Raw genomic sequence first — 25407 nt, 5'->3', positions numbered from 1 at the left:
TGTGCACTCCCATGACACGGACAGTCCGGCCGAGCCGGTCGATGGCCAGGGTGGAATCGCGCCCGGACCCGGCACCGGCGGACCGGACCTCCACGAGCCCGGCGGGCCGGGGGTCGCCCCGCGCTACGTGATCGTCCTGGCGTTCCTCGCGGCGCTCTTCTACGCCTCCTTCTTCCTGGAGAACTGGCTGAGCCCCGACCTGGACGTCGTCAACGGCTACGTGAGCGAGCTGTCGGCGATCGACCAGCCGTTCCACCTCGTCTACAGCGGCGGCGACCTGATCACCGGGGTCCTGTCGATCATCGTGTCGGCCGGCACGCTGCGCCGGCTGCGGCGCCGGCCGCTGGCCACCGCCGGCTGGGCGTTCCTCGGCCTGTTCGGGATCTGGGCGATCGGGGACGCCTCCTTCCCGCTGGACTGCGCCCCGAACCTGGAGACGTGGTGCGCGCTGCGGGAGCGCTCCGAGCACGTGTCGTTCTCGCACGAGTTCCACTCCGTCACCAGCACCGTCGTGATCACCTGCGGGGTGATCGCGCTGTTCCTGCTGTCGCTGGCCGCGCGCCGCTACGGGTGGTGGCCCGTGCTGGCCCGCTGGGGCTGGGTGGTCGCGGCGGCCGAGACCGTGTTCGCGCTGAGCACGCTGCTCGCGATGTACCTGGGCCGCTGGCTCGGCATCATCCAGCGCGTGCAGATCTCCGTCCTGTGCGCCGGGCTGCTGCTGATCGCCTGGGCGCTCTACGCCGACCGCCGGAACGCCGGGCGGGCCCCGGCCTCCCCGCCGCTACGGGAGAAGACGCACCTATGAGCGACAGCCGCGCCGCGAACGACGGCGAGATCACGCACGAAGGCGGCACCGTGAACGACGGCGACTCCGCGAACGACGGCACCGTGAACGACGGCGGCGCCGCACACGACGGCCGCGCCGCCGTGAGCGAGGTCGTGAACGTGGGCCGCGAGCAGGTCCACGTCGTCGAGGAGGGGCCGGCGGACGGGCCGCCGCTGCTGCTGAGCTCCGGTCTCGGCGGCGCCTGGTTCGACTGGCGGCCCAGCGCCGACCTGCTGCGCGACCGGAACCGGGTGATCGCCTTCGACCGCCCGGGGCTCGGCCTCAGCCCGGCCGCGATCGCCGCGCCGACGCTGCGCCGCGAGGCGGACGTCCTCGCCGCCCTCGCCGAGCGGGCCGGCCGGCCGGTGATCGCGGTCGCGCACTCGATGGCGGGGTTCCACGCCGAGGCGCTCGCCCGGCTCCGCCCCGACCTGGTGCGGGGCCTGGTGCTCGTCGACCCGAGCTACGAGCCGCACCCGCACGAGCTCGTCCGGTTCGCGGCGGCCGCGACGCCGCTGGCGACCGCGGCCGGGGTGCTCCTCGGCGCGACGCGGCTGGCGCGGGTCCTCGGGCCGATCGGGCGCCGCGCCGTCCTGAAGCACACCAGCCGGCGCGACGAACCGGTCCCGGACGTGGTCGTCCGCTCGGTGTACGGGCGCGGGACCGTCCTCGGCACGGTCATCGCGGAGGATCTCGCGTACCGGGAGCAGGCCGTCGATCTGGCGCGGCTCCGCGAGCGCCGCCCGTTCCCCGCCGTCCCGCTGATCGTGCTGACCGCGCTCGGCGACGTCAAGGGCGAGGCCAAGAGGCGCGAGTGGTCGGAAGGGCACGCGCGGCTGGCGAGGATGACGCCCTACGGGAGCCAGGTGGACCTTCCGGACGCGCGGCACATGGTCCAGCTCGACCGCCCGGACGCCGTCGCCGACGCGGTCGCGGAGGTGCTCCGGGCGGAGGAGACGGTATGAGGCGCGTCCTGGCGCTGGTGCTGGCGGCGGTGCTGGGCGCGACCCTGTCCGGATGCAAGGTGATGCAGCGGATCTCCGAGGAGTCCTACCGCAACGCCGTCACCGACGGGGTCGTGGCCGAGCTGAAGAAGCGGGACATCCGGCTGAAGGCCCGCCCGTCCTGCCGGACGCCGAAGATCGGCGACACCGTCCGGGTGGCCTGCACCGCGACGACGAAGGCGGGGCAGCCCGTCGTGGTGACCGGCACCGCCCTCGGAGCCGACGGCGCGCACCCGGTCGAGGAGTACACCGTCACCGTCGCCGGGCGACAGGTCCTGGACCAGGACTGCCTCGGCCTCGGCTGCTCCTGAGCCGCCGTCTCAGCCGCTCTTCTTGTGGCAGGAGGCGCCGAGGCACTGCGCGTTCTCCACGACCGGGCGGCCGTCCACGAGGATCGTGAAGTAGTTCCTCTTGGCCTCCTGCTCGCCGCTGCCGATCACCTTGACCTGCTTGTTGTCGGCGGTCGTGCCGGTGCAGGACACCCGCATGCTCTTCTTCGTCCAGCCGGGCAGGTCCTCGCACTTCAGCGGCGACCGCAGGTTCACCCCGCGGACGCTCAGCTCGTCGGTGGCCTTCGCCGGCATCGCGTTGCGCAGGGCCGCCTGCGTCTTGTACGTCAGCTCGCCGCCCGAGGTGACCAGCACCCACGCGGCACCGCCCGCGACCAGCAGGACGAAGAGCACGGCGGAGCCCAGGATCAGGGTCTTCTTGCGATTCATCACCATTTCCACGTCCGGTACATCACCGTCCGTACTGGATCACATGCGGTGGGTACCGGACTTTTCCCTGATCATGCGCATTCGTTGCCCAGGGGCGCGGGCCGTCCGGCGCGGCGGTCGCGGCGGTCGCGGCGGTCGGGGGCGCGTGAGGCTCGCCACCTCCGGGCCGCGCACCGCCAAGGCACCCGAACCGAGGACTTACCATGCGATGAGCTGCGGATCTCGCGCGCGCCACCCGTCCCTCTCCCTCCTGGAGCGACCCATGACCGGTCAAGGCGAGCCGCCGCGCCCGGCGGCCCGCCGTCCGGCGACGGTGCGGCCGCTGCCGATCGCGGTCGACACGATGGGCGGCGACCACGCCCCCGGGGAGATCATCGAGGGCGCGGTGGAGGCGGTCCGCGCGCACGGCGTGCGGGTGGTGCTGGTCGGGCAGGCGCCGCGGATCCAGCGCGAGCTGGACCTGCACGGCGTCGCCGGGAAGATCCCGATCGTGCACGCCGAGGAGGCCCTCGACATGGGCGAGGGCGCGCTCGCGAGCTGGCGCAAGCCGAAGTCGTCGATCGCGATCGCCTGCCATCTGATCAAGCAGGGCCGGGCGTCGGCGCTGGTGTCGGCGGGCAGCACCGCCGGGGTCGTCGCGACGTCCCGGCTGCGGCTGAAGGGCCAGCAGGGCGTGATGCGGCCCGCGATCGCGGTGACGCTGCCCACCTCGCCGCACCCGACGATCCTGCTGGACGCGGGCGCCAGCGTGGACGTGAAGCCGGAGGGGCTCGTCCAGTTCGCCGCGCTCGGCACCGCGTACGCGCAGATCCTGCTGGGCGTGGAGCGGCCGAGCGTGGGGCTGCTGACGATCGGGGCCGAGCCGGGCAAGGGCAACAAGGTCACCAAGCGGGCGTACGAGCTGCTGTCCGGGTCCAGCCACGGCATCGAGTTCGCGGGGAACGTGGAGGGCCACGACCTGCTGAGCGGCGAGGTGAACGTGGTCGTGACCGACGGCTTCACCGGCAACGTCGCGCTCAAGACCATGGAGGGCACGATCCGGACCGCGTTCGCGGAGATCCGGGGCGCGATGACCGCGAGCGCGCCCGCGCGGGTCGGCGCGCTGCTGCAGCGCCGCCGGCTGCTGGAGCTGCGCGAGCGGCTCGACCCCGACACCTACGGCGGCGGCGTCCTGCTCGGCCTGAACGGGACGGTCGTGATCGCGCACGGCGCCTCGCACGCCCGGGCGATCACCTCGGCGTGCGAGCTGGCGCACCGGCTGGCGGCCGGGCGGATCGTGGAGCGGATCCGCGAGCAGGTCGCGGCGACGCGGACGTCCCGGTTCGGCCGGTGGACGCACGGTGAGCGCGACTCCCAGGCCGACAAGGCAGATAAGGCCGACAGGCCGGACAAGAGCGACAGGGCGGACCGCGCGGACCGCGCGGACAGGGCCGACCGGGCCGACCGGGCCGACCGGGCGCCGAAGTCCCCGGAGCGGCCGCCGGAGCCCGCCAAGCCCGCGGAGCCGGCGCGGGAGGCCGCGGCGCCCGCCGGCGAGCGCGCCGCGCCGGAACGGACCGAGCCGCCCGCCGCGACATAGTCCGGGACGGTCCGGGAGAGATCTCGCGGGTGTGAACGGGGTACCGGCGGCGGCCCGGCGCGGGCTGACGGCCCCCGAGGCGCGCGAACGGGTCGCGGCGGGCCGCGCCGACGACGTGCCGCGCCGTCCCGCACGGCGGGAAAACCCGTGCCATGCGGTACGCGCGCGCCGATAACCTTGGAACATGCCCGATCCGCAACTCGTACTCGCCGCCCGGGTCCAGGACGCGCTGAGCGCCGCCTTCGGACCGTCGTACGCGGACGCCGACCCGGTCATCCGGCCGTCGCAGTTCGCCGACCTTCAGGCCAACGTGGCGCTGCCGCTGGCCAAGAAGCTGGGCCGCAAGCCGCGAGACGTGGCCGACGAGATCGTCAAGCACCTCGACGTCGCCGGCGTCGTGTCGGACGTGCAGGTCAGCGGGCCGGGCTTCATCAACCTCACGCTCAGCGACGAGTGGATCGCCGGCGAGGCGCAGCGGGCCCTGGAGGACGCGCGGCTCGGCGTCCCCGTGACCGCCGCGCCGCAGAAGGTCGTCGTCGAGTACTCCTCGCCGAACGTGGCGAAGGAGATGCACGTCGGGCACCTGCGGACCACGATCGTCGGCGACGCGATCGCCCGCATCCTGGACTTCCTCGGCCACGACGTGGTCCGCGACAACCACGTCGGCGACTGGGGCACCCCGTTCGGCATGCTGATCGAGCACCTGCTCGACCTCGGCGAGGACGCCGCCGCGCGGGGCGACTCGTCCGTCAGCGACCTCACCGCCTTCTACCAGGCCGCCCGGGCGAAGTTCGACGGCGACGAGGGGTTCGCCGACCGGTCCCGCAGGCGGGTCGTCGCGCTCCAGGCCGGCGACCCCGAGACGCTGCGGCTCTGGAACGTCCTCGTGGACGTGTCCAAGAAGTACTTCAACTCCGTCTACGGGCTGCTCGGCGTCACCCTCACCGACGACGACATCAAGGGCGAGAGCTTCTACAACGACCTGCTCGCCCCGACCGTCCAGGAACTGGAGGACAAGGGCATCGCGGTGGTCAGCGACGGGGCGCTCTGCGCGTTCCCGCCCGGCTTCACCGGCCGCGAGGGCGAGCCCCTCCCGGTGATCATCCGCAAGAGCGACGGCGGCTACAACTACTCCACCACCGACCTCGCGACGATCCGGTACCGGGTCGACACCGAGCACGTCGACCGGATGATCTACGTGGTGGGCGCTCCGCAGTCGCTGCACTTCCAGATGGTCTTCGCGGTCGCCCGGATGGCCGGCTGGCTGAACGACGACGTCCGGGCCGACCACGCGCAGATCGGCAACGTCCTCGGCACCGACGGCAAGATCCTGCGGACCCGCGCCGGCGGCACCGTCAAGCTCGCCGAACTGCTGGACGAGGCCGTCGAGCGGGCCGGCACGGTGTTCGACGAGATCCAGCACGACGAGCCGTTCGACGACGCCACCCGCGCCGCGATCGTCCAGGACGTCGGCATCGGCGCGGTCAAGTACGCCGACCTGTCCGTGGCGCGCGACAGCGAGTACGTCTTCGACCTCGACCGGATGATCTCGTTCAACGGCAAGACCGGCCCGTACCTGCAGTACGCGGCCGCGCGGATCCGGTCGATCTTCCGCAAGGGCGGCGTCGCCCCCGACGAGGCGACCGGCCCGATCGTCCTCACCGATCCGGCCGAACGCGCGCTGGCCCTGCAACTGCTCGGCTTCGGCGCGGTCCTGGAGCAGGCGGGCGAGACCGCCGAGCCGCACAAGCTCGCGACCTACGTCTACTCGGTCGCCGACGCCTACACGACGTTCTATGAGAACTGCCCGGTCCTGAAGGCCCCGGACGAGGCGACCAAGGCGTCCCGGCTCGCCCTGTGCGCCGCCACGCTCCGCACCCTCACCACCGGCCTCCACCTGCTGGGCGTCCCCACCCCGGAACGCATGTAGCGAGGTCAGTGCGCGGGAGCGGCCTGCGCCGGGGCGGCGTTCGGCGCCGGCCCGGCGGAGAGGCCCCGCCTCTCGCGGGCGGCCTGCTCGCGGACGGCGGGGACGACCTCCAGCGCGAAGACCGGAAGCTGCTCGGGATCGCCGCCGAACAGGAACGTGTCGACGCCGTGGCCCACGGCCAGCTCCGTCATCTCGTAGACCCATTGGCGCGGCGGTCCGTGCAGGAAGCCGCGCGAGTCCCGCCCGTCGATGGAGCCTTCGAGCAGGTAGACGCGGCGCAGCTCGGACGGGGCGCGGCCCGCCCGGGCGGCGGCGTCGTCGAGGCGGCGCTGCCCCTCGGCGAGCCGCTTCGGCGGGACGAGCGACGACGGCGCGATCCAGCCGTCGGCGACGCGCCCCGCGAGATCGAGCGCGCGCGGCCCGGTCACCCCGAACCAGATCCCGATCTGGTGGGCGGGCGCCGGCCCGGCCTGCGCGGCGGCGAACCGGTGGTGCTCGCCCTGGAAGCGCAGCCCGTTCTGGTCGCTCCAGTGCAGCCGGATGATCTGCACCGCCTCCTCCAGGGAGCGGCGCGCGGCGGCGGCGCCGAGCCGCGGGCCGCCGTAGGCCTCCACGCCGTCCCAGGACGTGCCGGCGCCGAGCCCGAGCTCCACGCGCCCGCCGCTCAGGGCGTCCATCGTGGCGAGCGCCTTGGCCAGCAGCGCGGGCGGCCGGAGCGGCAGGCACGCCACGGCGGGCAGCACCCGGATCCGGGGCGTGACGGCCAGCGCGGTCGCCATCAACGTCAGCGCGTCGGCGGTGTCGCGCAGGTACGGGCGGTCCCGGACGCCGAGCAGGTCGAGCCCGTACCGGTCCGCGTCCTGCGCGATGCGGACCAGCGGCGCGGACGCGTCCGGCGCCAGCGACAGGCCGAAGCGCAGCGGCCGCCGGGCGAGGGGCTGCGTCACTGCAGGTACCCCTCGACCTCGTCCGGCGGGCGGACGTGCGCGTCCGCGTCGCCGGGGTCGCTGCCCGCGTCGATCCGGGCGCGGCGGCGGCGCAGCAGGTCCCAGCACTGGTCGAGGGCCACCTCGAGGTCCTCGAGCCGCCGGTGCTCCTCGTCGCGGTCCAGGTCGCCGCGCTGGTAGCGGTCGCGCAGCCGCTGCTCCTCACCGACGTACTCGTCGATGCGCGCCAGGATGTCCTTCTCGTCCAATGGGCCCTCCCGTGAGCCGGCCGTCGTGGATCGCCGGCCGGCGGCGTGCGTGTGCGCGGCAGGCTCCGCCCGTGCCCGTGCCCGTGCTCGGGCACGGCCCCGCCCGCGGGCTCGCCGCTCGCCGCGTCCCGGGCAGGGCGCGGCGACGGGCGGGTCGGTGCCGCCCCTGGGGGCGGACCCCCGGGGGCGCCGTCCGGGCGGCGGTCAGCGCTCGCGCTGGCCGGCGCTGGTCAGGCCGCTCAGGAAGCCGCCGTCGGTGCCGGTCGAGTGCTGCAGGCCGTTGGAGGTCTTGGGCTCGACCATCGGCCCGGCGGGCGGTGCGGTGGCCGACTCGGCGGTCCGCCGGGCCGTCGTCCCGCCCGCTCGCGGGCGGGTCCCGGTGGTCCCGCCCGCCCCGGCGGTGCTCGCCTTGCGAGCGGTGCCGGACGAGCGGGATGTACCGCTCTTGCGGGCCGTGCCGCTCCGCGTGCTCGCGGTCGTCCGGGACGAGGACGCGGTGGACTTGCGCGCGGCGCTGGTCCGCGGCTTGGCCGCCGTCGTCCTCTTCGCGGTCGACGGCCGGGTCTTGGACGCCGTGGTCTTGCGCGCCGTCGACTTCGGCGCCGACACCCGCGCCGACGTCGTGGACCGCGAGCGGCTCGCCGCCGAGGTGGACTTGCGGGCCGTCCCGGACGTGCTCTTGCGCGCGCTGGTGCCCGTCCTGCTCCTGGACGCCGTGGACCGAGCGGCCTGCTGCTGCTTCCCCATGTCCTTGGCCGCGGTGTTCATCGCCTTGGCGGCGTCGGTCATCGCCTTGGTGGCGGTGGTCATGGCCTTGGTCATCGCGGTCATGGCCTTGGCCGACGAGGACGCCTTGGTCGCCACCGACTTCATCTGCTTGGCGGCGGCCTTGGCCTGGTCGGCGGCCTTGGTGACGCGCTGCGACGCCTGTGTGGACGTCCGGCTCGACGCGGCGCTGGTCCGCTTCGCCGGAGTCTTCCTCGCGGCGGTCGAGCGGCTGGTCGTGGACCTCGACGGCGTCTTGGCGGCCGAGGTGCTCTTGGAGGCCGTCTTCTTGGCGGCCGTGGACTTGTTCGCCGTGGTGCTCTTCGTACGAGCGGCCGTACCTCGGCTCGTCGTCGTACGCGATGCGGTGTTGGTAGGCACTGATCTACCCCCCGTGATGATCAGTTACGGGGGGTTCTATTCCACCGTTCGTGACGCTCTACACACTCCGCGCCATTTCCACTTTCAGACGCCCACGGGATGCCACACCGTCTTGACCTCCAGAAACGCCGTCATACGCGCGGTTCCGGGGTCGCCGGACCAGTCCTCGGCGGCGCGGAAGACACGCTTCAGGTTCTCGGCCGCCTTCTCCTCCAGAGCGGTCACGTCGGCCTCCGGGACGCCGGTGAGGTCGATGGCGTTGACGTCCATGTGGGAGGCGAGCCAGGGGGCGAGTTCGGTGCGGTGTCCGGTGAGGATGTTGACCACGCCGCCCGGTAGGTCGCTGGTGGCGAGGACTTCGGCGAGGGTGATGGCGGGGAGTGGTGCGGGTTCGGAGGCGATGACGACGGTGGTGTTGCCGGTGGCGATCGCGGGTGCCAGTACCGAGACCAGGCCGAGGAGCGGGTCGTCGGGTGCGATGATGGCGACGATGCCGGTGGGTTCGGGGGTGGAGAAGTTGAAGTAGGGGCCGGTGACGGGGTTGGCGGCGCCGGTGACGGCGGTGATCTTGTCGGCCCATCCGGCGTACCAGACCCACCGGTCGATCGCGGCGTCGACCTGGGCGGCGGCGTGGGTCTTGGACGCGCCGCCGTGGCGGACCTCGGTGATGAACTGGTCGCGGCGCCCTTCCAGCATTTCGGCGATGCGGTAGAGGATCTGCGCGCGGTTGTAGGCGGTGCGGGCCGACCAGCCGGTGAAGGCTTTGCGGGCGGCGGTGACGGCGTCGCGGACGTCTTTGCGGGAGGCCTGGGAGGCGTTGGCGAGGAACCGGCCTTTGGTGTCGGTCACGGGGTAGGTCCTGCCTGACTCCGAACGCGGGAACGCGCCGCCGATGTAGAGCTTGTAGGTCTTGCGGACGGTGAGACGTTCAGACATTGAGGTAGGGCTCCAGTCCGTGGCGTCCGCCTTCGCGGCCGTGTCCCGATTCCTTGTAGCCGCCGAACGGGGAGGCGGGGTCGAACTTGTTGAAGGTGTTGGCCCACACCACCCCGGCGCGCAGCCGCTGCGCGGTCCACAGGATCTGCGAGCCCTTGTCGGTCCAGATCCCCGCCGACAACCCGTAGGGGGTGTTGTTGGCCTTGGTGACCGCCTCGTCGGGGGTGCGGAACGTCAGCACCGACAGCACCGGCCCGAAGATCTCCTCCCGCGCGATCCGATGCGATTGCGCCACATTGGTGAAGACGGTCGGCGGGAACCAGAACCCGCGGTCGGGCAGCTCGCACGGCGGCGCCCAACGTTCCGCGCCCTCGGCCTCGCCGGCCGCCGACAGTTCGCGGATCCTGTCCAGTTGCGCGGCGGAGTTGATCGCGCCGATGTCGGTGTTCTTGTCCAGGGGGTCACCGACCCGCAGCGTCGCCATCCGCGCCTTCAGCCGCTCCAGCACCTCGCCTGCGACCGATTCCTGCACCAGCAGGCGCGATCCGGCGCAGCACACGTGGCCCTGGTTGAAGAAGATGCCGTTGACGATGCCTTCGACGGCCTGGTCGAGGGGGGCGTCGGCGTAGACGATGTTGGCGGCCTTGCCACCCAGCTCCAAGGTGAGCTTCTTCGATGTTCCGGCCAGGGTGCGGGCGATCTGGCGGCCGACGTCGGTGGAACCGGTGAAGGCGACCTTGTCGATCCCGGGGTGGGCGACCAGCGCGCGGCCCGTGTCGCCGGCGCCGGTGATGATGTTGACGACGCCGGGCGGCAGGTCGGCCTGGCGGCAGATGTCGGCGAACAGCAGCGCGGTCAGCGGCGTGGTCTCCGCCGGCTTCAGCACGACGGTGTTCCCGCAGGCCAGCGCCGGGGCGATCTTCCACGCCAGCATCAGCAGCGGGAAGTTCCACGGAATCACCTGGCCCGCGACGCCGACCGGGCGCGGGTCCGGGCCGAACCCGGCGTGGCCGAGTTTGTCGGCCCAGCCGGCGTAGTAGAAGAACCACGCCGCGACCAGCGGAACGTCCACATCGCGGGATTCGCGGATCGGCTTGCCGTTGTCGATCGACTCCAAAACGGCCAGCTCGCGGGAGCGTTCCTGGATGATGCGGGCGATCCGGTACAGGTACTTGGCGCGCTCAGCGCCCGGCAGCGGCCCCCACACCGTCTCGAACGCCCGCCGCGCCGCCGCCACGGCACGGTCCACATCCGCCTGGTCGGCGGCGGCGATCTCGGCGAGGGTCTCCTCGGTGGCGGGATTCACCGTCTTGAACGGCTCCCCGCCCCCATCGGTGAACTCGCCATCAATGAACAGCCCGTACGACGGGCGGATGTCGACGACCGACGCCGACTCCGGTGCGGGCGCGTACTCGAACACCATGATCAGTCCAGGGTGAAGTAGTCGGGACCGGAGTAGACGCCGGTGGACAGCTTGCGGCGCTGCATCAGCAGATCGTTCAGCACACTGGAAGCACCCAGCCGGAACCAGTCGGGCGACAGCCAGTCCTGGCCCGCGGTCTCGTTCACCAGCACCAGATACTTGATCGCATCCTTGGTGGTACGGATCCCACCCGCCGGTTTGACACCGACCTGGCGGCCCGTCGCCGCGCGGTAGTCGCGGACGGCCTCCAGCATCACCAGCGTCACCGGCAACGTCGCCGCCGGAGACACCTTCCCGGTCGAGGTCTTGATGAAGTCCGCGCCCGCCCGCATCGCCAACCACGAGGCACGCCGCACGTTGTCGAGCGTCGCCAGCTCACCGGTCTCCAGGATCACCTTCAGATGCGCCTCGCCGCACGCCTGCTTGACCGCGGTGATCTCCTCGAACACCTTCAGGTAGTCGCCGGACAGGAACGCGCCCCGGTCGATGACCATGTCGATCTCGGCCGCGCCCGCCGCCACCGCCGCGCGGGTGTCGGCGAGCTTGGCCTCCAGCGGCGCCCGCCCGGACGGAAATGCCGTCGCCACCGACGCGACCCCGACCCCGGTGCCGTCCAGCGCCGAGACGGCCGTCTCCACCATGTCCGGATACACGCACACCGCCGCGACCTTCGGCACCGTCGCATCCGCCGGATCAGGCCGAACGGCCTTGGCGCACAACGCCCGCACCTTCCCCGGCGTGTCCGCACCCTCCAACGTGGTCAAATCCACCATCGAGATCGCCAGATCGATCGCCTCGGCCTTCGCCGACGTCTTGATCGACCGGGTCGCCAGCCGCGCCGCCCGCTCCTCCGCCCCGACCTGGTCAACGCCCGGAAGTCCGTGCAGGAATGCGCGCAGCTCGGCGGCGCCGATGAGAGTCTCCGTTGACACGCCCCCAGCATCGCCGAAGACCCCCATCGGCACAAACGGCACGGAACCTCCGGCGGACCGGTCCGCCGGAGGTTCCGTCCGATCAGCCGAGCGGCGCCGTCGTCCAGCGCGCCGGGTCGTCGCCGAGCAGGGTGACCCGCCGGTACAGGCCGGTCAGCCCGCCCACCGCCTGGAGGCTCCGCAGCGGCCCGCCCGTGGCCTGCAGCGTGACGTCGAAGCCGTGCGAGCCGTAGACGACCAGCCGCTGCGCGTTCGCCGGGTTGCGGCCCGTCTTCGGATCGGAGCGGGACAGGCGGGAGTCGAAGGCGGGATGCCCGTCGACCTTCGTGTTGGTGCGCGCCGGGGTTCGCCGGCTTCCGGCGGTGACCTCGATGAGGAGCTCGCCGCCCCCCTGCCCGGAGGAGGTGAGCCAGAGTTCGGCGTCCGGGCCCTGGCCGAGCGAGACCTGCGCCGGCTTCAGCCCGCCTGGTACGCCGGTCGCCCGGAACGGGAACGCCGCGGGCCTGCCGCCGCCGAACCGCACCCCCTTCGCGATGCGCTGGACGGTCTCCTTTTTCGCGATCCCGCGGTCGAGGACCGACAGCAGCGCCCAGCGGTGCGGCTGGTACTCCCAGCGCAGTTCGGCGGGCACCTGGTCGGAGCCCGGCCCGCCCGGCTCGATCGTCCAGTGCCCGACGCGTCCGTTGATGAGCTCCGTACCCGTCCAGCGGCCCTCCTTCCCGCCGGGCAGCTTCGCGATCGGCGGCTCCGGGCCGGGCCCGAGGACGGTCAGCTCGACCGCCGTGTCCGGTTCGTCCCCGCCCTTGCCCTTGCTCGCGGACACCGTGACGCTGGGCCGCTCCTGGTCGTCCCGCGAGACCTTGGTCTGCGCGTAGCCGGGCGGCAGCCAGCCGAACGACGCGGGCGGGACGAGCAGGTCCGGATACCGCACCTGCTCGGCGGGCCGGACCCGCCGCGGCTGGTCCGGCGAGCCGGGCAGCACCGCGACGGCGACCGCCGCCGCTCCGAGCCCGGCCGCCAGCGTGCCCGCCGCGGCGCGCCGCCCGCGCCTGATCCGGCGGCCCCTCCTGATCGCCGCCGCCGCGTCCACGGACGTCACCGGTCCGGGCGTCGCGGCGATCCCTTCCAGCCGCTCCTTTAGATCGTTCATGCCGGGTTCTCCCCATCCGTGAGGCTCTGCACCGGGTGCAGCGCGCGGCGCAGCGCGTCCAGCCCGCGCGACGTCTGGCTCTTGACGGTCCCCGTCGAGCAGTTGAGGACGCCGGCGGTCTGCTCGACCGACAGATCGCAGTAGAAGCGCAGCACGACGGCGGCCCGCTGCCTCGCCGGCAGCGCGGCGAGCGCGTCCCGCAGATCGAGGCCGCCGTCGGGGTCGGGCGCGCCGCCCGGTCCGTCGGGCGGCTCCGCGACGAGCCGGACGCGCCGCAGCCAGCCGCCGCGCTGCTCGGCGAGGAACACCCTGACCAGCACCGTGCGCGCGTAACCGTCGAGGTTGTCGGCCGCCGACGCGCGGTGCCACCGCAGGTACAGACGGGTGATCGCGGTCTGCACGAGATCGTCCGCCCGGTGCCAGTCCTGGCACAGCAGGTACGCCACCCGCCGCAGCCAGGGCGTCCTGGCCGTCACGTAGGCGGTGAACTCGTCGTCCCGTCCCTGCATGTGCTCGCTCCTCGGCCGTTCCACACCCCACTGATGCGTCCAGGGGCCGGGAAGGTTGCACGGCCGGCACGAACGGCCTCAGCGTTTTCAGGCCGTCGCGTGCATGCCCGCGTCAGCCGCGTCCCACATCCCCAGGGTCGCGTCACCGCTCCCGATGGCCGAGGGTCTTGCCGTCAGGACTGAACGCCATCGCGCTGACGGGGTTGGTGTGCACGGCCGGATCACGAAGACCTTGCGGGTGTCCGCATGCCCGCGGCAGCACGTCGACGTCCTGCGCGCTGGGACACCGTCGCGGATCGCGGCGGAGCATCCTGCGCAGGACCGGCGCCAAACGCCCGCGCGCGCTCTACGGGCGCGGGCTCGCCCCGCGAGGCGGTCGGCAGCAGCGCCGCCATCGTGCCGCCGGCGCCCTTCGACGGCGTTGTCCAGGATGACGCGGAGGGACCAGACGTCGGACGCGGCGGTGGTCTCCCGGTCGTCGACCTGCTCGGGGGCCAGGTAGGCGGGAGTACCGAGCAGGGCGCCGTCGGCGGTGAGGGCGGTCTCCCCCGGCACGGCGGCGAGCCCGAAGTCGAAGGCCACGACCCGCTCGCCTTCCAGGATGTCGGCGGATTTGATGTCGCGGTGCACGACCCCGCCCGTCAGCAGATCGATGGAATCGCGCGGAGCAGCCCGGCGCGGTGCAGGGCGTCCGGGCGGCGGGCCGCCTCGACCCGCCCGACGGCCGCCACCAGCTCCGTGCGGCAGGACGGGGCGCGGCGCGCGTCCTGCGTCTCCCTGAGGTCGGCGAGCATCTCGCCGGTGATCCGGTCGAGCAGCGGCCGGACGTCTTTTTCCAGGTCGGGCCGGTGCGCCGGGGCGTCGCCGGGGCGGATCGCCCACCGGGCGAACAGGCCGTGCTGGACGAGCTTGCCCGCCTCGATCTGGTCACGGAAGATCCGCTGCGCGGCCTCCGGGTCGATGCCCATCGCCGCGGACCGCTCGGCGACCGAGTCGAGTATCCGCTGCTCGCGCACCGGATCCTCGATGGGCTTGCCCGTCCCCCACTTGGCGGCGGCGACCAGGTCCGCGACGTCGAGCCGCCACGCCGCCACGTCGACCAGTGGCGCCAACCCCGCGTCCGCCCGCGCCGGAACAGCGAATCCGCTCAGAACCAGCGTCGCGGCCACAATGACCTTCATCCGCCAAGGCTAGGCCCGGGCGCAGCAGCCCGTTGAGGTCAGTGAGGGTATTGCCGAGGCGGGCGGGTCTGCGGGAGTTCCTCCCGGAACGCTTCGATCGCGGCGGCGATCTGATGGATCGTCCGGGTCTTCTCGAGACGGTCGAGATAGAGCGAGCGGCGGGCCAGCCCGTCCAGGTCGACGGCGAAGTACATCGCCATCAGGGGATTGATGAACAATTCGCTCCCCCGCGTGCGTTCGGTGAACCGGACGTCGCCGAAATGGCCGCGCAGGGCGGCCGCTATCGAGCCGTTGACGATGCTCGGATACGGTTCGTGCGCCGCATGGGCGTACTCCACCGCGTCGAGGTAGAGCGAGGCTTCGCGGCTCTCGGCCGGTAGGGAGAAGGCGCCCAGGTAGGCGCCGTCGCGGGCCAGGGCGGCGAGGTTCTCCAGGACGTGGACGTGGTTCACGCCGTGATAGGCGTCCACACCGAACCCGAGCGAGACGACGATCTTCTCGGGGACGTCGAGGCCGTGCACGGCGGCGAGGCTGGCCATGTCCTCCTCGGGCGTGCCGAGCCCGGCCTCGTCGCCGCGCAGCAGGATGTCCGTGCCGCCGTCCACCAGGACGATCGCGTCCAGCCCGAGCCGGTCCACCAGGTGGCCGTACGCCTCGCGGAGGGGCCGCACGCCGAACTTGGGGAAGGCGTGGACGGTCGACGGGAGGCCGTTGCGGTGGAGCCAGCGGGCGAGGGCGCCCTCCGGGAAGTAGGCGTCGCGGCTCTCGGTCTCGGGCGTCACGGCGGCGACGCCGTCGTCCAGCCAGGTGTCGGAGGGCAGCCCGTAGAGCGAGCTGAACGAGAGGTTCGCGAAGTGGACGTCCTTGCCCCGGTCCAGGAGGGCGATGGCGAGCGGCAGCCCGGCGTAGACGTCGAATCCGCCGCCGGCCCCGGCCACCAGGATCCGCCGGGCGTCCCGGAGCCGTGCGAACAGCGGCGGTTCATGGAGCGAGAACACCCCGCGACGGTACTGCGGCGGCGAACATTCGTCCCCTAACACCACGAACCCGAGCGGCACGGGGTGCATCAGACGTACTGGTGGCCGTGGTGATCGGGGGACCACGGCCACCCCTTCTCAGTAGGGGGACGGGCCGCCGAACATCTCGCTGATCCGCGGCGCCAGCTCGTAGTTCCCCCGGATGGCGAGCCGGCCGTCCATGAGCAGCGACGCCGGGTTGGCGTCCCCGGCGAGAATGCGCAGGAAGTCGGCCGTGCGGGCGCTGAGCGCGATGGCGGGGTCCCCGGACCCGCCGGCGCGGGCCCTGGCCCGTTCACCGGACACGTGGACCGTCCAGGTGGTCGCGGGGCCGTGGCCGGGCGTCAGGCGGAACTCGATGTCGCCCGCGAACCCCGCGGCGGCGGACGGGTCATAGGCGCGGGCCATCCCGGTGAAGAACAGCCGCTGCGCGTTCGGCCCGAAGCGGCGCTCGATCTGCTCGTCCGTCCTGCCGTGCACCAGTTTGTAGAAGCCCTGCGCGGCCCGCCGCCGGGCCGCGGCGCGGATCTCCTGCCGCACGGGGCGGCGGGTGCGGGACGAGCGCTGGGCGCGCGCGACCTCGGCGTCCTCGTCGATGCGGTAGCCGGGCGGCGATGTCCGGGCGGGCTTCCGCCGTGCGAGGGCCGCCTCGATGGCGGGCGCGAGGCGCTCCGCCTTGGCCGCCTCCCGCTCCTCGCGGCCTTCGGTGAAGTGCGGCAGCACCGACGTGCCGAACAGTTCGAGGCTCTCGCAGATGTGCTCGTGCCGGTTCGGCCCGGCCTGCAGCACGAACGAGATCTGGTCGACGCCGACCGACTCGTACCGCCGGATCAGATCGACGACCTGCTCCGGGGTCCCGACCGCGCCGCGCAGGGAGCCGACGTTCACGTTCAGCGACTCGGCGTTGGCGATGATCTGCTCGCGGTCGAACCCCTGGGACGCCCGGCGCTCCTGGAACTCGTCCCACACGCTGGTGCGTCCGGGGTCGTGCGGCGTCGCCCCGTAGTAGTGGGCCAGCGCGAACGCGAAGAAGTGCGCGCCGTCGATGCCCCGGTCGATCGCGGTGGCCTCGTCCTCGTGCAGCATCATCGGGAGCACCACCGACACGTTCGGGTTCACCGCGAACCCCGCCGGGACGCACTCCTCCGACTCCAGGATGCGGTAGTACTCGTCGACCCACTTTCCCGCGTCCTCGGGTTCGACGAACGAGAACGACAGCGCGCCTATCCCGTTGCGGGCCGCGAACTGGATGGTCTCCCGCCTCGAACAGGCCACCCACAGCGGCGGATGGGGCTTCTGCACGGTCTTCGGGATGACGTTCCGGGGCGGCATCCGCAGGTACGGCGACCGCCATCCGGCGAACGGCTCCTCGACGAACATCCGGGTGACGGCGTCGATCGCGTCCTGCCACTGCGCCCGCTTCTCGGTGCGCCGCACGCCGAACCCGCCGAGTTCCGCGCCGGAGCTGGACTCGCCCGTCCCGAAGTCCACCCGCCCGTTCGAGACCAGGTCGAGCGTCGCGATCCGCTCGGCGATCCGCGCGGGATGGTTCACGGCGGGCGGCAGCTGGACGATCCCGTGCCCGAGCCGTATCCGCTTCGTCCGCTGCGACGCCGCCGCGAGGAACACCTCGGGCGCCGACGAGTGGCTGTACTCCTCCAGGAAGTGGTGCTCGACCTCCCAGAGGTGGTCGAACCCGACCCGGTCGGCGATCTCGACCTGGTCCAGCGCGTCCTGGTAGAGCCGCAGCTCCTGCCCGTCCGCCCACGGCCGGGGCAGCTGGTGCTCGTAGAAGAGACCGAACCGCATCTCGACCACCCCCATGACCAGCGAAGACACCCTGCGACCCGGCCCTACCCGGCCAGCATCACCCGAATTGGACACCCCGTCAACAGCCACCTCCGGCGACAACTTGCCAGTGATTACTGGCATTTTCAGCCGGCGAGAGGGAGGATCGGCGCATGAGGAAGATCACTGCCGCCGCGACGGCGCTCGCACTGTCCGGAACGCTGGCCCTCGGCACCCTGCCCGCGGAGGCCGCGCCCAAGCCCAAGGCGCCGGCCGCGCAGCTGCCCGCGCAGCTCCGGACCCAGGTGGAACTCGGCTTCGTCGGCTGGGACGACAAGGGCCCGTACGTCGTCTGGGGCAACATGTCGTGCCACATCCACCTGCTCGCCCCGGAGGAGTGGTCCTGGGCCTGGGGCAGCGGCCCCTGCTGGTTCTGACGCGCGGGCCGAGCACGCGGACCAAGCACTTGCTTGACTGAGCCGTCCGGAGATCGACACGATGGCGGGAGGCCGGGCGCCCGCCCGCCGGAGGGCCGAGGACGCGGAGAGAACCCATGGCGCCGCTGGACGGACTGCGCGTGCTGGACCTGACGATGTGGCGGCCGGGCCCGTACACCACGCAGCTGCTCGCCCAGCTCGGCGCCGACGTCATCAAGGTGGAGCCGCCGGGCGGCGAGCCCATGCGGATGTTCCAGGGGCACTTCGACCTGCTCAACCGGCGCAAGCGCAGCATCGTGCTGGACCTGAAGTCCGACGAGGGCCGGGAGCGGTGCCTGGAGCTCGCGGCGGACGCCGAGGTGTTCGTCGAGGGGTTCCGGCCCGGCGTCGCGGACCGGCTCGGGGTCGGCGACGCCGTGCTGCGCGCGCGCAACCCGCGGCTCGTGTACTGCTCGATCTCGGGTTACGGGGCGGACGGGCCGCTCGCGCAGGTGCCGGGGCACGACGTCAACTACCGCGCCTACACGGCGACGCTGCCGCCGGACGCGGTGTCGCCGTCCCTGGAGGAGCTGCCGGTCGCCGACATGTCCGCCGCGACGATGGCCGCGTTCGCGATCACCGCCGCGTGCCTCAAGGCCCGCGCCACCGGCAAGGGCGACCGGATCGACCTGGGGATGGCCGACGTGCTGGCGCACTGGACGAGCACCGTCCCGGAGGCCCTCCGGCCGCAACCGGCCACGCCCCCGCCGCCCCGCCCGGCGCCGCACGTGACCGGGCCCGTCCCCGGGTACGGGGTCTACGCCACCAAGGACGGCCTGAAGATCACGCTCGGGGTCGTGTCGGAGGAGCGGCTGTGGGCGGCGACCTGCCGCGCGCTCGGCCTGGACGGGGCGGCGGACGTCCCGTTCGCCGAGCGGCTCGGCCGGGTCGCCGAGCTGGACGGCGAGGTGGCGGCCGCCATCGCCCGGCTCACCAGGGACGAGGCGATGGAGCGGCTGTCGGCCGCCGGGGCGCCGGTCGCGCCGCTGCTCACCGGCGCCGAGATGCTCGACCTCGATCATTTCCGGGCGCGCGGCGTGCTGGACGCGGGTCCGGTCCGCACCGCGGCGCACCCGCCGCTGCCGGGCGGGCGGGTCGCGGGGCTGGACGAGCACCGCGGCGAGGGCTGGCGCCATCTCACCGACTGATATTCAGGTGGGATTGTCGGATTCATTTGGCATTCTTGTGACGTGAGCGCGCGTGCGATGAGTCCCGTCCTGGTCGGCAGGGCAGCCGAGCTCGGCCTGCTGGAGGACGCGCTGGCGTCGGCTCCCGGCGCGGTGCTGGTCGGCGGTGAGGCGGGCCTGGGCAAGACCCGGCTGATCCGCGAGTTCGCGGCGTCCGTCGCCCGCGGCGGGCGGGCCCGCGTCCTCATCGGCGGCTGCCTGGAGCTCGGCTCCGACGGCCTGCCCTTCGCGCCGTTCACCACCGTGCTGCGGGGCCTGGTCCGCGACATCGGCATCGACGGCGTCGCGGCGCTCGTCCCGCGCGGCGACACCGGGAGCCTCGCCCGGCTGCTGCCGGAGTTCGGCGAGCCGGAGAGCGACGCCGCGTCCGGCGAGGAGCGGGCCCGGCTGTTCGAGGTGGTGCTGACCCTGCTGGAGCGGCTCGCCGAGCGCGAGCCGGTCGTCCTCGTCATCGAGGACGCGCACTGGGCGGACCGTTCCACCCGCGACCTGCTGGCGTTCCTGGTGCGCAACCTGAGCGTTGCGCCCGTCCTGGTCGTGGTGACGTACCGGTCGGACGAGCTGCACCGCGCCCATCCGCTGCGGCCGCTGCTCGGCGGGCTGGAGCGGGTCGACCGGGTGAGCCGGCTGGAGATCACCCGGCTGGCCCGCTCGGACGTCGCGGCGCTGGTCACCGAGGTGCTCGGGCACGCGCCGCCGCCGGGCCTGGTCGAGCGGATCGACGCGCGCAGCGAGGGGAACCCGCTGTTCATCGAGGCGCTGCTCGACGACGACGGGACCCTCGCCTGCGAGCTGCCCGAGTCGCTGCGGGACCTGCTGCTCGCGGGCGTCCAGCGGCTGCCCGAGGAGACCCAGGACGTGCTGCGGGACGCCAGCGGCGGCGGCACCCGGATCGAGCACGCGCTGCTGGCCGCCGTGTCGGGCCTGGACGACTCCGCGCTGACCCGGGTGCTGCGCCCGGCCGTCGCCGCGAACGTGCTGGTCGTGGACGGCGACGGGTACGCGTTCCGGCACGCGCTGATCCGCGAGGCCGTCCACGACGACCTGCTGCCCGGCGAGTACACGCGCCTGCACACCCGCTACGCCGAGGCCCTGGAGAACGACCCGGGGCTGGTGCCGTCCGGACGGCTCTGGGTGGAGCTCAGCCACCACTGGAAGGCCGCCAACGACGCCACGTGGGCGCTGGTCGCGTCGTGGCGGGCGGCGGCCGACGCGCGCAAGGCCCTCGCCTACGCCGAGTGCCTGACGATGCTGTCGCGAGTGCTGAACCTCTGGGACCGCGTGCCCGACGCGGCGGAGCGCATCGGCGCCGACCACATCAAGGTGATGGAGGACGCCGCGGCCGCCGCCGACCTGGCCGGCGAGTACGACCGGGGCCTGAAGTTCGCCACGGCCGCGCTGAAGGAGGTCGAGGCCGCCGGCGAGGACGCGATGGACACCGAGCGCTGGGCGGCGCTGCTGGAGCTGCGCGGCCACATGCGCTACGAGATGGCGCGCCCGGGTTTCGTCGACGACCTGCGGGCCGCGGTGAAGGCGCTGCCGGCCGATCCCCCGACGGTGCTCCGCGCGCGCGTCCTCTCGACGTTCGCGACCTACGTGCGGTTCTCCACCGACATCCCCGAGGCCCAGGCCGCGGCGGCGGAGTCGCTGGAGATCGCCCGCAAGCTCGCCGACCCGGTCGCCGAGACGCAGGCGCTCATCACGCTGTTCTGCGCCGACATCGACTACTCCGACTACAGCGCCACGACGGAGGCCACGCTCAACGAGATCGAGCGGATCGCCACCGTCGGCGGCAACCACCGGGCCCTGCTGCGCTACTACGTCATCAAGTCGCACTTCCTGGAGGGCGCGGGCCGGCACGAGGAGGCCGCGGCCGTCGCCGCGAAGGGCAAGGAGCTGGCCCTCGAGTACGGCGTGGCGCGGACGCAGGGCACGTTCCTGTGCATCAACCAGGCCGAGCCGCTGGTCTCCCTCGGGCGGTGGGACGAGGCCATCGCGGTGATGAACCACGCGATGGAGCAGGAACCCGCGGTGACGATCCGGACGTCGCTGCTGGTCCTGTCGGGCGCCGTGGCGCTCGCCCGCGGCGACCTGGACACCGCCCGTGAGCGCCTCGAGGGCTCCCGCGAGATCATGCGGCTGAAGATGAAGTGGCTGAAGACCCAGGACTACTTCAGCTCGCTCTGGCTGGAGGCGCGGCTGGCGCTGGCCGAGGGCCGCCCGCAGGACGTGCTCCCCGCGGTCGAGCGGGTGATCGAGGTGGCGGGCCTGCCGGACGACGCCCGCTACGCCCTGCCGGTGCTGATCGCGGGCGCCACGGCCTGCGCCGAGATCGGCGCGGCCGCCGCGCCGATGCTGCGCCGGATCGAGGAGCGCGCCGCCGGCCTGACGATCAGCGGTCCGCTGCAGCGCGCCAACAAGCTCCTCTTCGACGCCGAGGCGGCGCGCGCCCGGGGCGTCCTCGACCAGGCCGCCTGGGACGCGGCCGCCGCCGCGTGGGAGTCGCTCGGCAACCGGTACGCCCGCGCGCAGGCGCTCGTCCACGCCGCGGAGGCGGCGCTGGCGGACGGTGACCACGACGCGGCGGCCGGGCGGCTGCGGATCGCGGCCGACGCCGCCGCGGACCTCGGCGCCGCGCCGCTCGCGGAGCGGGTCGCCGAGCTGCTGCGCCGGACGCGGGCGCCGCGCCGCGGCGGCGCCGAGCCGTCCGCGCCGCTGGGCCTGACCCCGCGCGAGTACGAGGTGCTGCGCCTGGTCGCCGAGGGCCGCAGCAACCGCGACATCGCCGAGGCGCTGTTCATCTCGGTCAAGACGGCCAGCGTGCACGTGTCGAACATCCTCGGCAAGCTCGACGTGGCGAACCGGGGCGAGGCCGCCGCGACCGCGCACCGGCTCATGCTGTTCGCCGGCTCGGCGGGGCGCTCCGCCGAGCGGGCGGGCGCGGGCGGGCATGGTTCCGTGGCGGGAACCCCCCTCCCGGACCCCCGCCACCGAACCGTCGGACCACACGGGAACTGACGTGGCCGGCCTTCACGGCCGCGCGCCGCGGAAGCATGCGGTGCTCCTCCCCCCGGAGAGGCGGCCCGCGACCGTTCCGGCCACTGCCCAGTGTGCTCCGCCCATTGCGCCGTGCAACGGGCGACATACCGAAAACGGCGGGCACGAGTTCACATGGTGATGATCTCGTGCCCGCCGCGGGCGCGCCGCACCCCGCGCTAGCGCGGGACGCGGGCCACGCAGAAGACGGTCTGCCCGAACGGCGGCCGGACGAGCCGCTCGATGGTGCGGGTCACCGGCACCACGGTCCGGTCGTAGATCTTGACCAGCCGGGGGTCGGGGTAGCCGGCGCCGCCGCGGCGGACCGCGAACCACCAGGCGATCCCGCCGAGGAAGTTGATCGGCTTGAGCACCTCGGGGACGAGCCCGGCCTCGCGGACCGAGGCCTCCAGCGTCGCCGGGGTGTAGCGCGTGACGTGCCCGACCTTGCGGTCGAAGTCGCCGTACAGCTGCATGTAGCCGGGCACCCAGATGACGATCCGCCCGCCGGGCAGCGTGACGGACGCGAGGTCGCGCAGCGCCTGGACGTCGTCCTTGATGTGCTCCAGGACGTTCATCATCACGACCGTGTCGACCTTCTGCCGGATGTCGATCTCGGCCGGCAGTTCGAGGTCGATGACCTCGACGTCGTCGTTGTCCGCGTAGCGCTTGCGCAGCTCGCCGACGCAGTACGGGTCGTTGTCGCTGACGGCGAGGTAGTCGAGGCGGCCGGCGAACTGCTCGGAGAAGTGCCCGAGCCCGGAGCCGATCTCCAGCAGCGAGCGTCCGACGTGGGGAGCGACGGTCTCGTACTCGTACTTGCGGTAGTTGCGGGCCTCGTCACCGCCCAGGTGGTTCTCCAGCGCCCCGTCGCCGGCGGCGGGCTGGATGACCTCTCCGTCCCCCGCGGTGGGCGCCGCGGGCGCGGGTTTCGGGCCGCTTCCGAGTAGATTGAGTAGGGTTCCTGCGATGGACTTCTTCTGACCAGGTTGCTGCATACTTCCCGCTCGCTGGGTGCGTTGGCGTTCTGCTTGTTTTCGCCGGATCGACGGGCCGGATCCCTCGGGATGGCCTGATCTCTGGCGCAAGGTCGGGACAGTCTACCCATCCGTACGCAACCGCAATGCCCGGCGTTCGGGAATCGGTGCACGGGACCGGCGACCGGTCTGTCCCGGTGTGACCGGTCCCACCGACCGGCGACCGGGACACGCCACCGTAGCGCACCGCAGTCCGCCGGTCACGCACCGCAGGTCAGAGCGGCGTTCTCAGCCGATCGTGCGGTGCACGCTCTCCCTTTCGCTCGGACCTGGTTCGGCGGGCGCGATCCACGGTCCGGGAATGGAGGGGTCCAATACGCCTTCCTCGACCCAGGCGAAATCGCCGGCGAGGACGGCGCGCGCGAGTTTCACGTCCATCTCGTCGGTATTGCGCCACAGCCCGTCGAAGAGTTCGTCGACGCGGACGCGCGCCTGCCGGCAGAACGCGTCGGCCAGCAGCACCGCGGACGCACCGGGGACATTGGCCTCGCTCGCACCGTCAACAATGGATCCGGAAAGCGGACCAAGGCCCGAGGAATCGGCATTGGCGCGGACGCAGACGGCGCTCATCGCGAACAATTCCGCGCCGATGTCCACCATCCGGCCGAGGAAGCCCTGCTTGTACTCCAGCCGCCCCTGCCAGCGGCCCGCCGCGTAGAAGATGGACCGGGCCAGCTTCCGGGAGGCGCGCTCCACGTACCGCAGATGCTTGGCGAGCGCGCCGAACTCGGCGTACGCGTTCGGCCGCTGCCCCGCGCCCGTCACGAGGGTCGGCAGCCAGCGCGCGTAGAAGCCGCCCGCCTTCGCCGCCGCGCGCGCCTTCCTCCCGGCGGACGCGTCGGGGTCGATGATGTCGCCCGCGACGGACAGGTGCGCGTCCACCGCCTCGCGCGCGATCAGCAGATGCATGATCTCGGTGGAGCCCTCGAAGATCCGGTTGATCCGCAGGTCGCGGAGCAGCTGCTCGGCGGGCACGCCCCGCTCGCCGCGCGCGGCGAGCGACTCGGCCGTCTCGAAACCGCGGCCGCCGCGCAGCTGGACCAGCTCGTCGGCGATCCGGCAGGCCATCTCCGACGACCACAGCTTCGCCAGCGCCGCCTCGATCCGGATGTCGTTGCGCTCGTCGTCGGCGAGCTGGCCGGACAGGTCGAGGACGGCCTCCAGCGCGTACGCGGTCGCGGCGATGAACGCGATCTTGCGGGCCACGGCTTCGTGCTCGCCGACCGGCCGCCCCCACTGCACCCGCTCCTTCGACCACTCGCGGGCGATCTTCGCGGCCCACTTGCCGCTCGCCGCGCAGATCGCGGGCAGCGAGAGCCGCCCGGTGTTCAGCGTGGTCAGCGCGATCTTCAGGCCCGCGCCCTCCGCGCCGATCAGGTTGGCCTTCGGGACGCGCACGTCGTGGAAGCGCGTCACGCCGTTCTCGATGCCCCGCAGCCCCATGAACGCGTTGCGGTTCTCCACCGTGATGCCGGGCGCGGCCATGTCCACGATGAACGCGGAGATGCCGCCCCGGTGCCCGTCGGACTTCGGCACGCGCGCCATGACGACGACGAGGTCCGCGACGACGCCGTTGGTCGTCCACAGCTTGACGCCGTTGAGGACGTAGTCGTCGCCGTCGGGGACGGCGGTGGCGCGCAGCCGCGCCGGGTCCGAGCCGACGTCGGGCTCGGTGAGCAGGAACGCGCTGATCTGCTTCGCGCACCGCGGCAGCCAGTGCTCCTTCTGCTCCTCCGTGCCGAACATCTTCACCGGCTGCGGGACGCCGATGGACTGGTGCGCCGACAGCAGCGCGCCGAGCGCGGGGCTCACCGACCCGACGACCATCAGGGCCCGGCCGTAGTAGAGCTGGCTGAGCCCGAGGCCGCCGTAGTGCTCGGGGATCTTCATGCCGAGCGCGCCCATCTCCCGCAGGCCGTTGACCACGTCGTCGGGGATGCGGGACTCGCGCTCGATCAGCGCGGGGTCGATCCGGGTGGCGCAGAACTCGGTGAGCCGCGCGAGGAACGCCTCGCCGCGCCGGCGCGACGCCTCGTCCGGGCGGGGATGCGGGTGGACGAGATCGAGGCGGAAGTCGCCGAGGAAGAGCTGTTTCCCGAAGCTCGGCAGCCGCCACTCGCTCTCGCGGGCCTCCTCGGCGACCCGCCGCGCGGTCCGCTCGTCGACGGGGGTCTGGCTGCGACTCGGCTGGCTCATGCCGGCTCCTCGGAAGCGTTTCCCCTGCTCCCGCCCGCCCTTCGGGCGGCAGCCCTGGGGGGTCTGGGGGATCCGCCCCCAGAGGTTGCACTGTCCCGAAATTACTCCCCGGCCGTCCCGCCGTGTACTCCCGCGCCGTCC

The 25407-nt window shown here is 72.9% G+C and carries 22 protein-coding genes and 1 pseudogene; 8 read left to right on the top strand and 15 right to left on the bottom strand.

Annotation, left to right across the window (positions count from 1 at the left end; translation table 11 throughout):
- The first annotated feature begins 1 nt into the window (after position 1).
- Genes amrb99_RS25300 through amrb99_RS25290 form a run of 3 tightly spaced genes read left to right on the top strand, consistent with a single transcriptional unit; the run spans position 2 to position 2141 of the window.
- Positions 2 to 805 carry a DUF998 domain-containing protein gene (locus amrb99_RS25300; RefSeq protein WP_347256847.1) on the top strand — a complete coding sequence of 268 codons (804 nt, stop codon included), beginning with the start codon at positions 2 to 4 and terminating at the stop codon, positions 803 to 805.
- A complete protein-coding gene (locus tag amrb99_RS25295; protein WP_190860373.1) occupies positions 802 to 1791 on the top strand; it encodes an alpha/beta hydrolase in 990 nt (329 codons plus the stop codon). The genes amrb99_RS25300 and amrb99_RS25295 overlap by 4 nt, the downstream gene beginning before the upstream one ends.
- Complete coding sequence (locus amrb99_RS25290) at positions 1788 to 2141, top strand: hypothetical protein (RefSeq protein ID WP_190860372.1); 354 nt, start codon at positions 1788 to 1790, stop codon at positions 2139 to 2141. The genes amrb99_RS25295 and amrb99_RS25290 overlap by 4 nt, the downstream gene beginning before the upstream one ends.
- Before the next feature lie 9 nt (positions 2142 to 2150).
- Here amrb99_RS25290 and amrb99_RS25285 read toward each other — a convergent pair whose 3' ends face one another.
- Entirely contained in the window at positions 2151 to 2549 is a 399-nt protein-coding gene (locus amrb99_RS25285; RefSeq protein ID WP_241755909.1) for a hypothetical protein, read from the bottom strand.
- Positions 2550 to 2811: 262 nt separating this feature from the next.
- On the opposite strand from amrb99_RS25285, the pseudogene plsX reads away from it, so the two are divergent.
- Both plsX and argS read left to right on the top strand, forming a co-directional pair.
- Positions 2812 to 3852: pseudogene (gene plsX / locus amrb99_RS25280) on the top strand (phosphate acyltransferase PlsX); the annotation flags it as partial.
- A 460-nt stretch (positions 3853 to 4312) separates the two neighbouring features.
- Positions 4313 to 6058, top strand: a complete 1746-nt coding sequence (gene argS, locus amrb99_RS25275; RefSeq protein ID WP_190860365.1) for an arginine--tRNA ligase — start codon at positions 4313 to 4315, stop codon at positions 6056 to 6058.
- A 5-nt stretch (positions 6059 to 6063) separates the two neighbouring features.
- Here argS and amrb99_RS25270 read toward each other — a convergent pair whose 3' ends face one another.
- The 12 genes from amrb99_RS25270 to amrb99_RS25215 all read right to left on the bottom strand — a co-directional run bounded on the left by amrb99_RS25270 (position 6064) and on the right by amrb99_RS25215 (position 17355).
- Entirely contained in the window at positions 6064 to 7005 is a 942-nt protein-coding gene (locus amrb99_RS25270) for an LLM class flavin-dependent oxidoreductase (RefSeq protein WP_347256846.1), read from the bottom strand.
- Positions 7002 to 7253, bottom strand: coding sequence for a DUF2630 family protein (locus amrb99_RS25265; protein ID WP_190860363.1), 252 nt, complete (start codon positions 7251 to 7253; stop codon positions 7002 to 7004). Before amrb99_RS25265 ends, amrb99_RS25270 begins: the two co-directional genes overlap by 4 nt.
- 204 nt (positions 7254 to 7457) lie before the next feature.
- Positions 7458 to 8399 carry a hypothetical protein gene (locus amrb99_RS25260; RefSeq protein ID WP_190860361.1) on the bottom strand — a complete coding sequence of 314 codons (942 nt, stop codon included), beginning with the start codon at positions 8397 to 8399 and terminating at the stop codon, positions 7458 to 7460.
- Between the two features lie 84 nt (positions 8400 to 8483).
- Positions 8484 to 9335 (bottom strand): aldehyde dehydrogenase family protein, encoded by an 852-nt coding sequence (locus amrb99_RS25255; RefSeq protein WP_190860359.1) that lies wholly within the window; start codon positions 9333 to 9335, stop codon positions 8484 to 8486.
- Entirely contained in the window at positions 9328 to 10758 is a 1431-nt protein-coding gene (locus amrb99_RS25250) for an aldehyde dehydrogenase family protein (protein ID WP_194737163.1), read from the bottom strand. The genes amrb99_RS25255 and amrb99_RS25250 overlap by 8 nt, the downstream gene beginning before the upstream one ends.
- Before the next feature lie 2 nt (positions 10759 to 10760).
- The gene (gene deoC, locus amrb99_RS25245; protein ID WP_190860357.1) at positions 10761 to 11717 is read right to left on the bottom strand and encodes a deoxyribose-phosphate aldolase; all 957 of its coding nucleotides are present in this window, start codon (positions 11715 to 11717) and stop codon (positions 10761 to 10763) included.
- A gap of 55 nt (positions 11718 to 11772) precedes the next feature.
- Complete coding sequence (locus amrb99_RS25240) at positions 11773 to 12840, bottom strand: hypothetical protein (RefSeq protein ID WP_190860355.1); 1068 nt, start codon at positions 12838 to 12840, stop codon at positions 11773 to 11775.
- Positions 12837 to 13349, bottom strand: a complete 513-nt coding sequence (locus tag amrb99_RS25235) for a SigE family RNA polymerase sigma factor (RefSeq protein WP_190860353.1) — start codon at positions 13347 to 13349, stop codon at positions 12837 to 12839. Before amrb99_RS25235 ends, amrb99_RS25240 begins: the two co-directional genes overlap by 4 nt.
- Positions 13350 to 13436: 87 nt before the next feature.
- A complete protein-coding gene (locus amrb99_RS25230; RefSeq protein ID WP_190860351.1) occupies positions 13437 to 13979 on the bottom strand; it encodes a protein kinase in 543 nt (180 codons plus the stop codon).
- An 11-nt stretch (positions 13980 to 13990) separates the two neighbouring features.
- On the bottom strand, positions 13991 to 14530 hold the full coding sequence (locus amrb99_RS25225; protein ID WP_190860349.1) for a chorismate mutase: 540 nt from the start codon (positions 14528 to 14530) through the stop codon (positions 13991 to 13993).
- A 38-nt stretch (positions 14531 to 14568) separates the two neighbouring features.
- A complete protein-coding gene (locus tag amrb99_RS25220; protein WP_190860347.1) occupies positions 14569 to 15528 on the bottom strand; it encodes a DUF1152 domain-containing protein in 960 nt (319 codons plus the stop codon).
- A gap of 117 nt (positions 15529 to 15645) precedes the next feature.
- Positions 15646 to 17355: an LLM class flavin-dependent oxidoreductase gene (locus amrb99_RS25215; protein ID WP_190860344.1), complete on the bottom strand. Its 1710-nt coding sequence runs from the start codon at positions 17353 to 17355 to the stop codon at positions 15646 to 15648.
- Between the two features lie 152 nt (positions 17356 to 17507).
- Here amrb99_RS25215 and amrb99_RS25210 point away from each other — a divergent pair, with 152 nt between their 5' ends.
- The 3 genes from amrb99_RS25210 (at position 17508) to amrb99_RS52585 (ending at position 22015) form a co-directional block, all read left to right on the top strand.
- Entirely contained in the window at positions 17508 to 17771 is a 264-nt protein-coding gene (locus amrb99_RS25210; RefSeq protein WP_190860342.1) for a hypothetical protein, read from the top strand.
- Between the two features lie 116 nt (positions 17772 to 17887).
- The gene (locus amrb99_RS25205; RefSeq protein WP_190860340.1) at positions 17888 to 18958 is read left to right on the top strand and encodes a CoA transferase; all 1071 of its coding nucleotides are present in this window, start codon (positions 17888 to 17890) and stop codon (positions 18956 to 18958) included.
- 42 nt (positions 18959 to 19000) lie between these two features.
- Positions 19001 to 22015 (top strand): AAA family ATPase, encoded by a 3015-nt coding sequence (locus amrb99_RS52585; RefSeq protein ID WP_347256845.1) that lies wholly within the window; start codon positions 19001 to 19003, stop codon positions 22013 to 22015.
- A 197-nt stretch (positions 22016 to 22212) separates the two neighbouring features.
- Here amrb99_RS52585 and amrb99_RS25195 read toward each other — a convergent pair whose 3' ends face one another.
- Together amrb99_RS25195 and amrb99_RS25190 are read right to left on the bottom strand one after the other, a co-directional pair.
- A complete protein-coding gene (locus amrb99_RS25195) occupies positions 22213 to 23031 on the bottom strand; it encodes a methyltransferase domain-containing protein (RefSeq protein ID WP_241755908.1) in 819 nt (272 codons plus the stop codon).
- Positions 23032 to 23298: 267 nt separating this feature from the next.
- A complete protein-coding gene (locus amrb99_RS25190; RefSeq protein ID WP_190860338.1) occupies positions 23299 to 25266 on the bottom strand; it encodes an acyl-CoA dehydrogenase family protein in 1968 nt (655 codons plus the stop codon).
- Positions 25267 to 25407: the final 141 nt, after the last annotated feature.

The organism is Actinomadura sp. RB99 (assembly GCF_014706005.1).
GTDB lineage: Bacteria > Actinomycetota > Actinomycetes > Streptosporangiales > Streptosporangiaceae > Spirillospora.
Note: the sequence above shows the minus strand (reverse complement) of the source record. Positions and strands in the feature narration are given on the sequence as shown.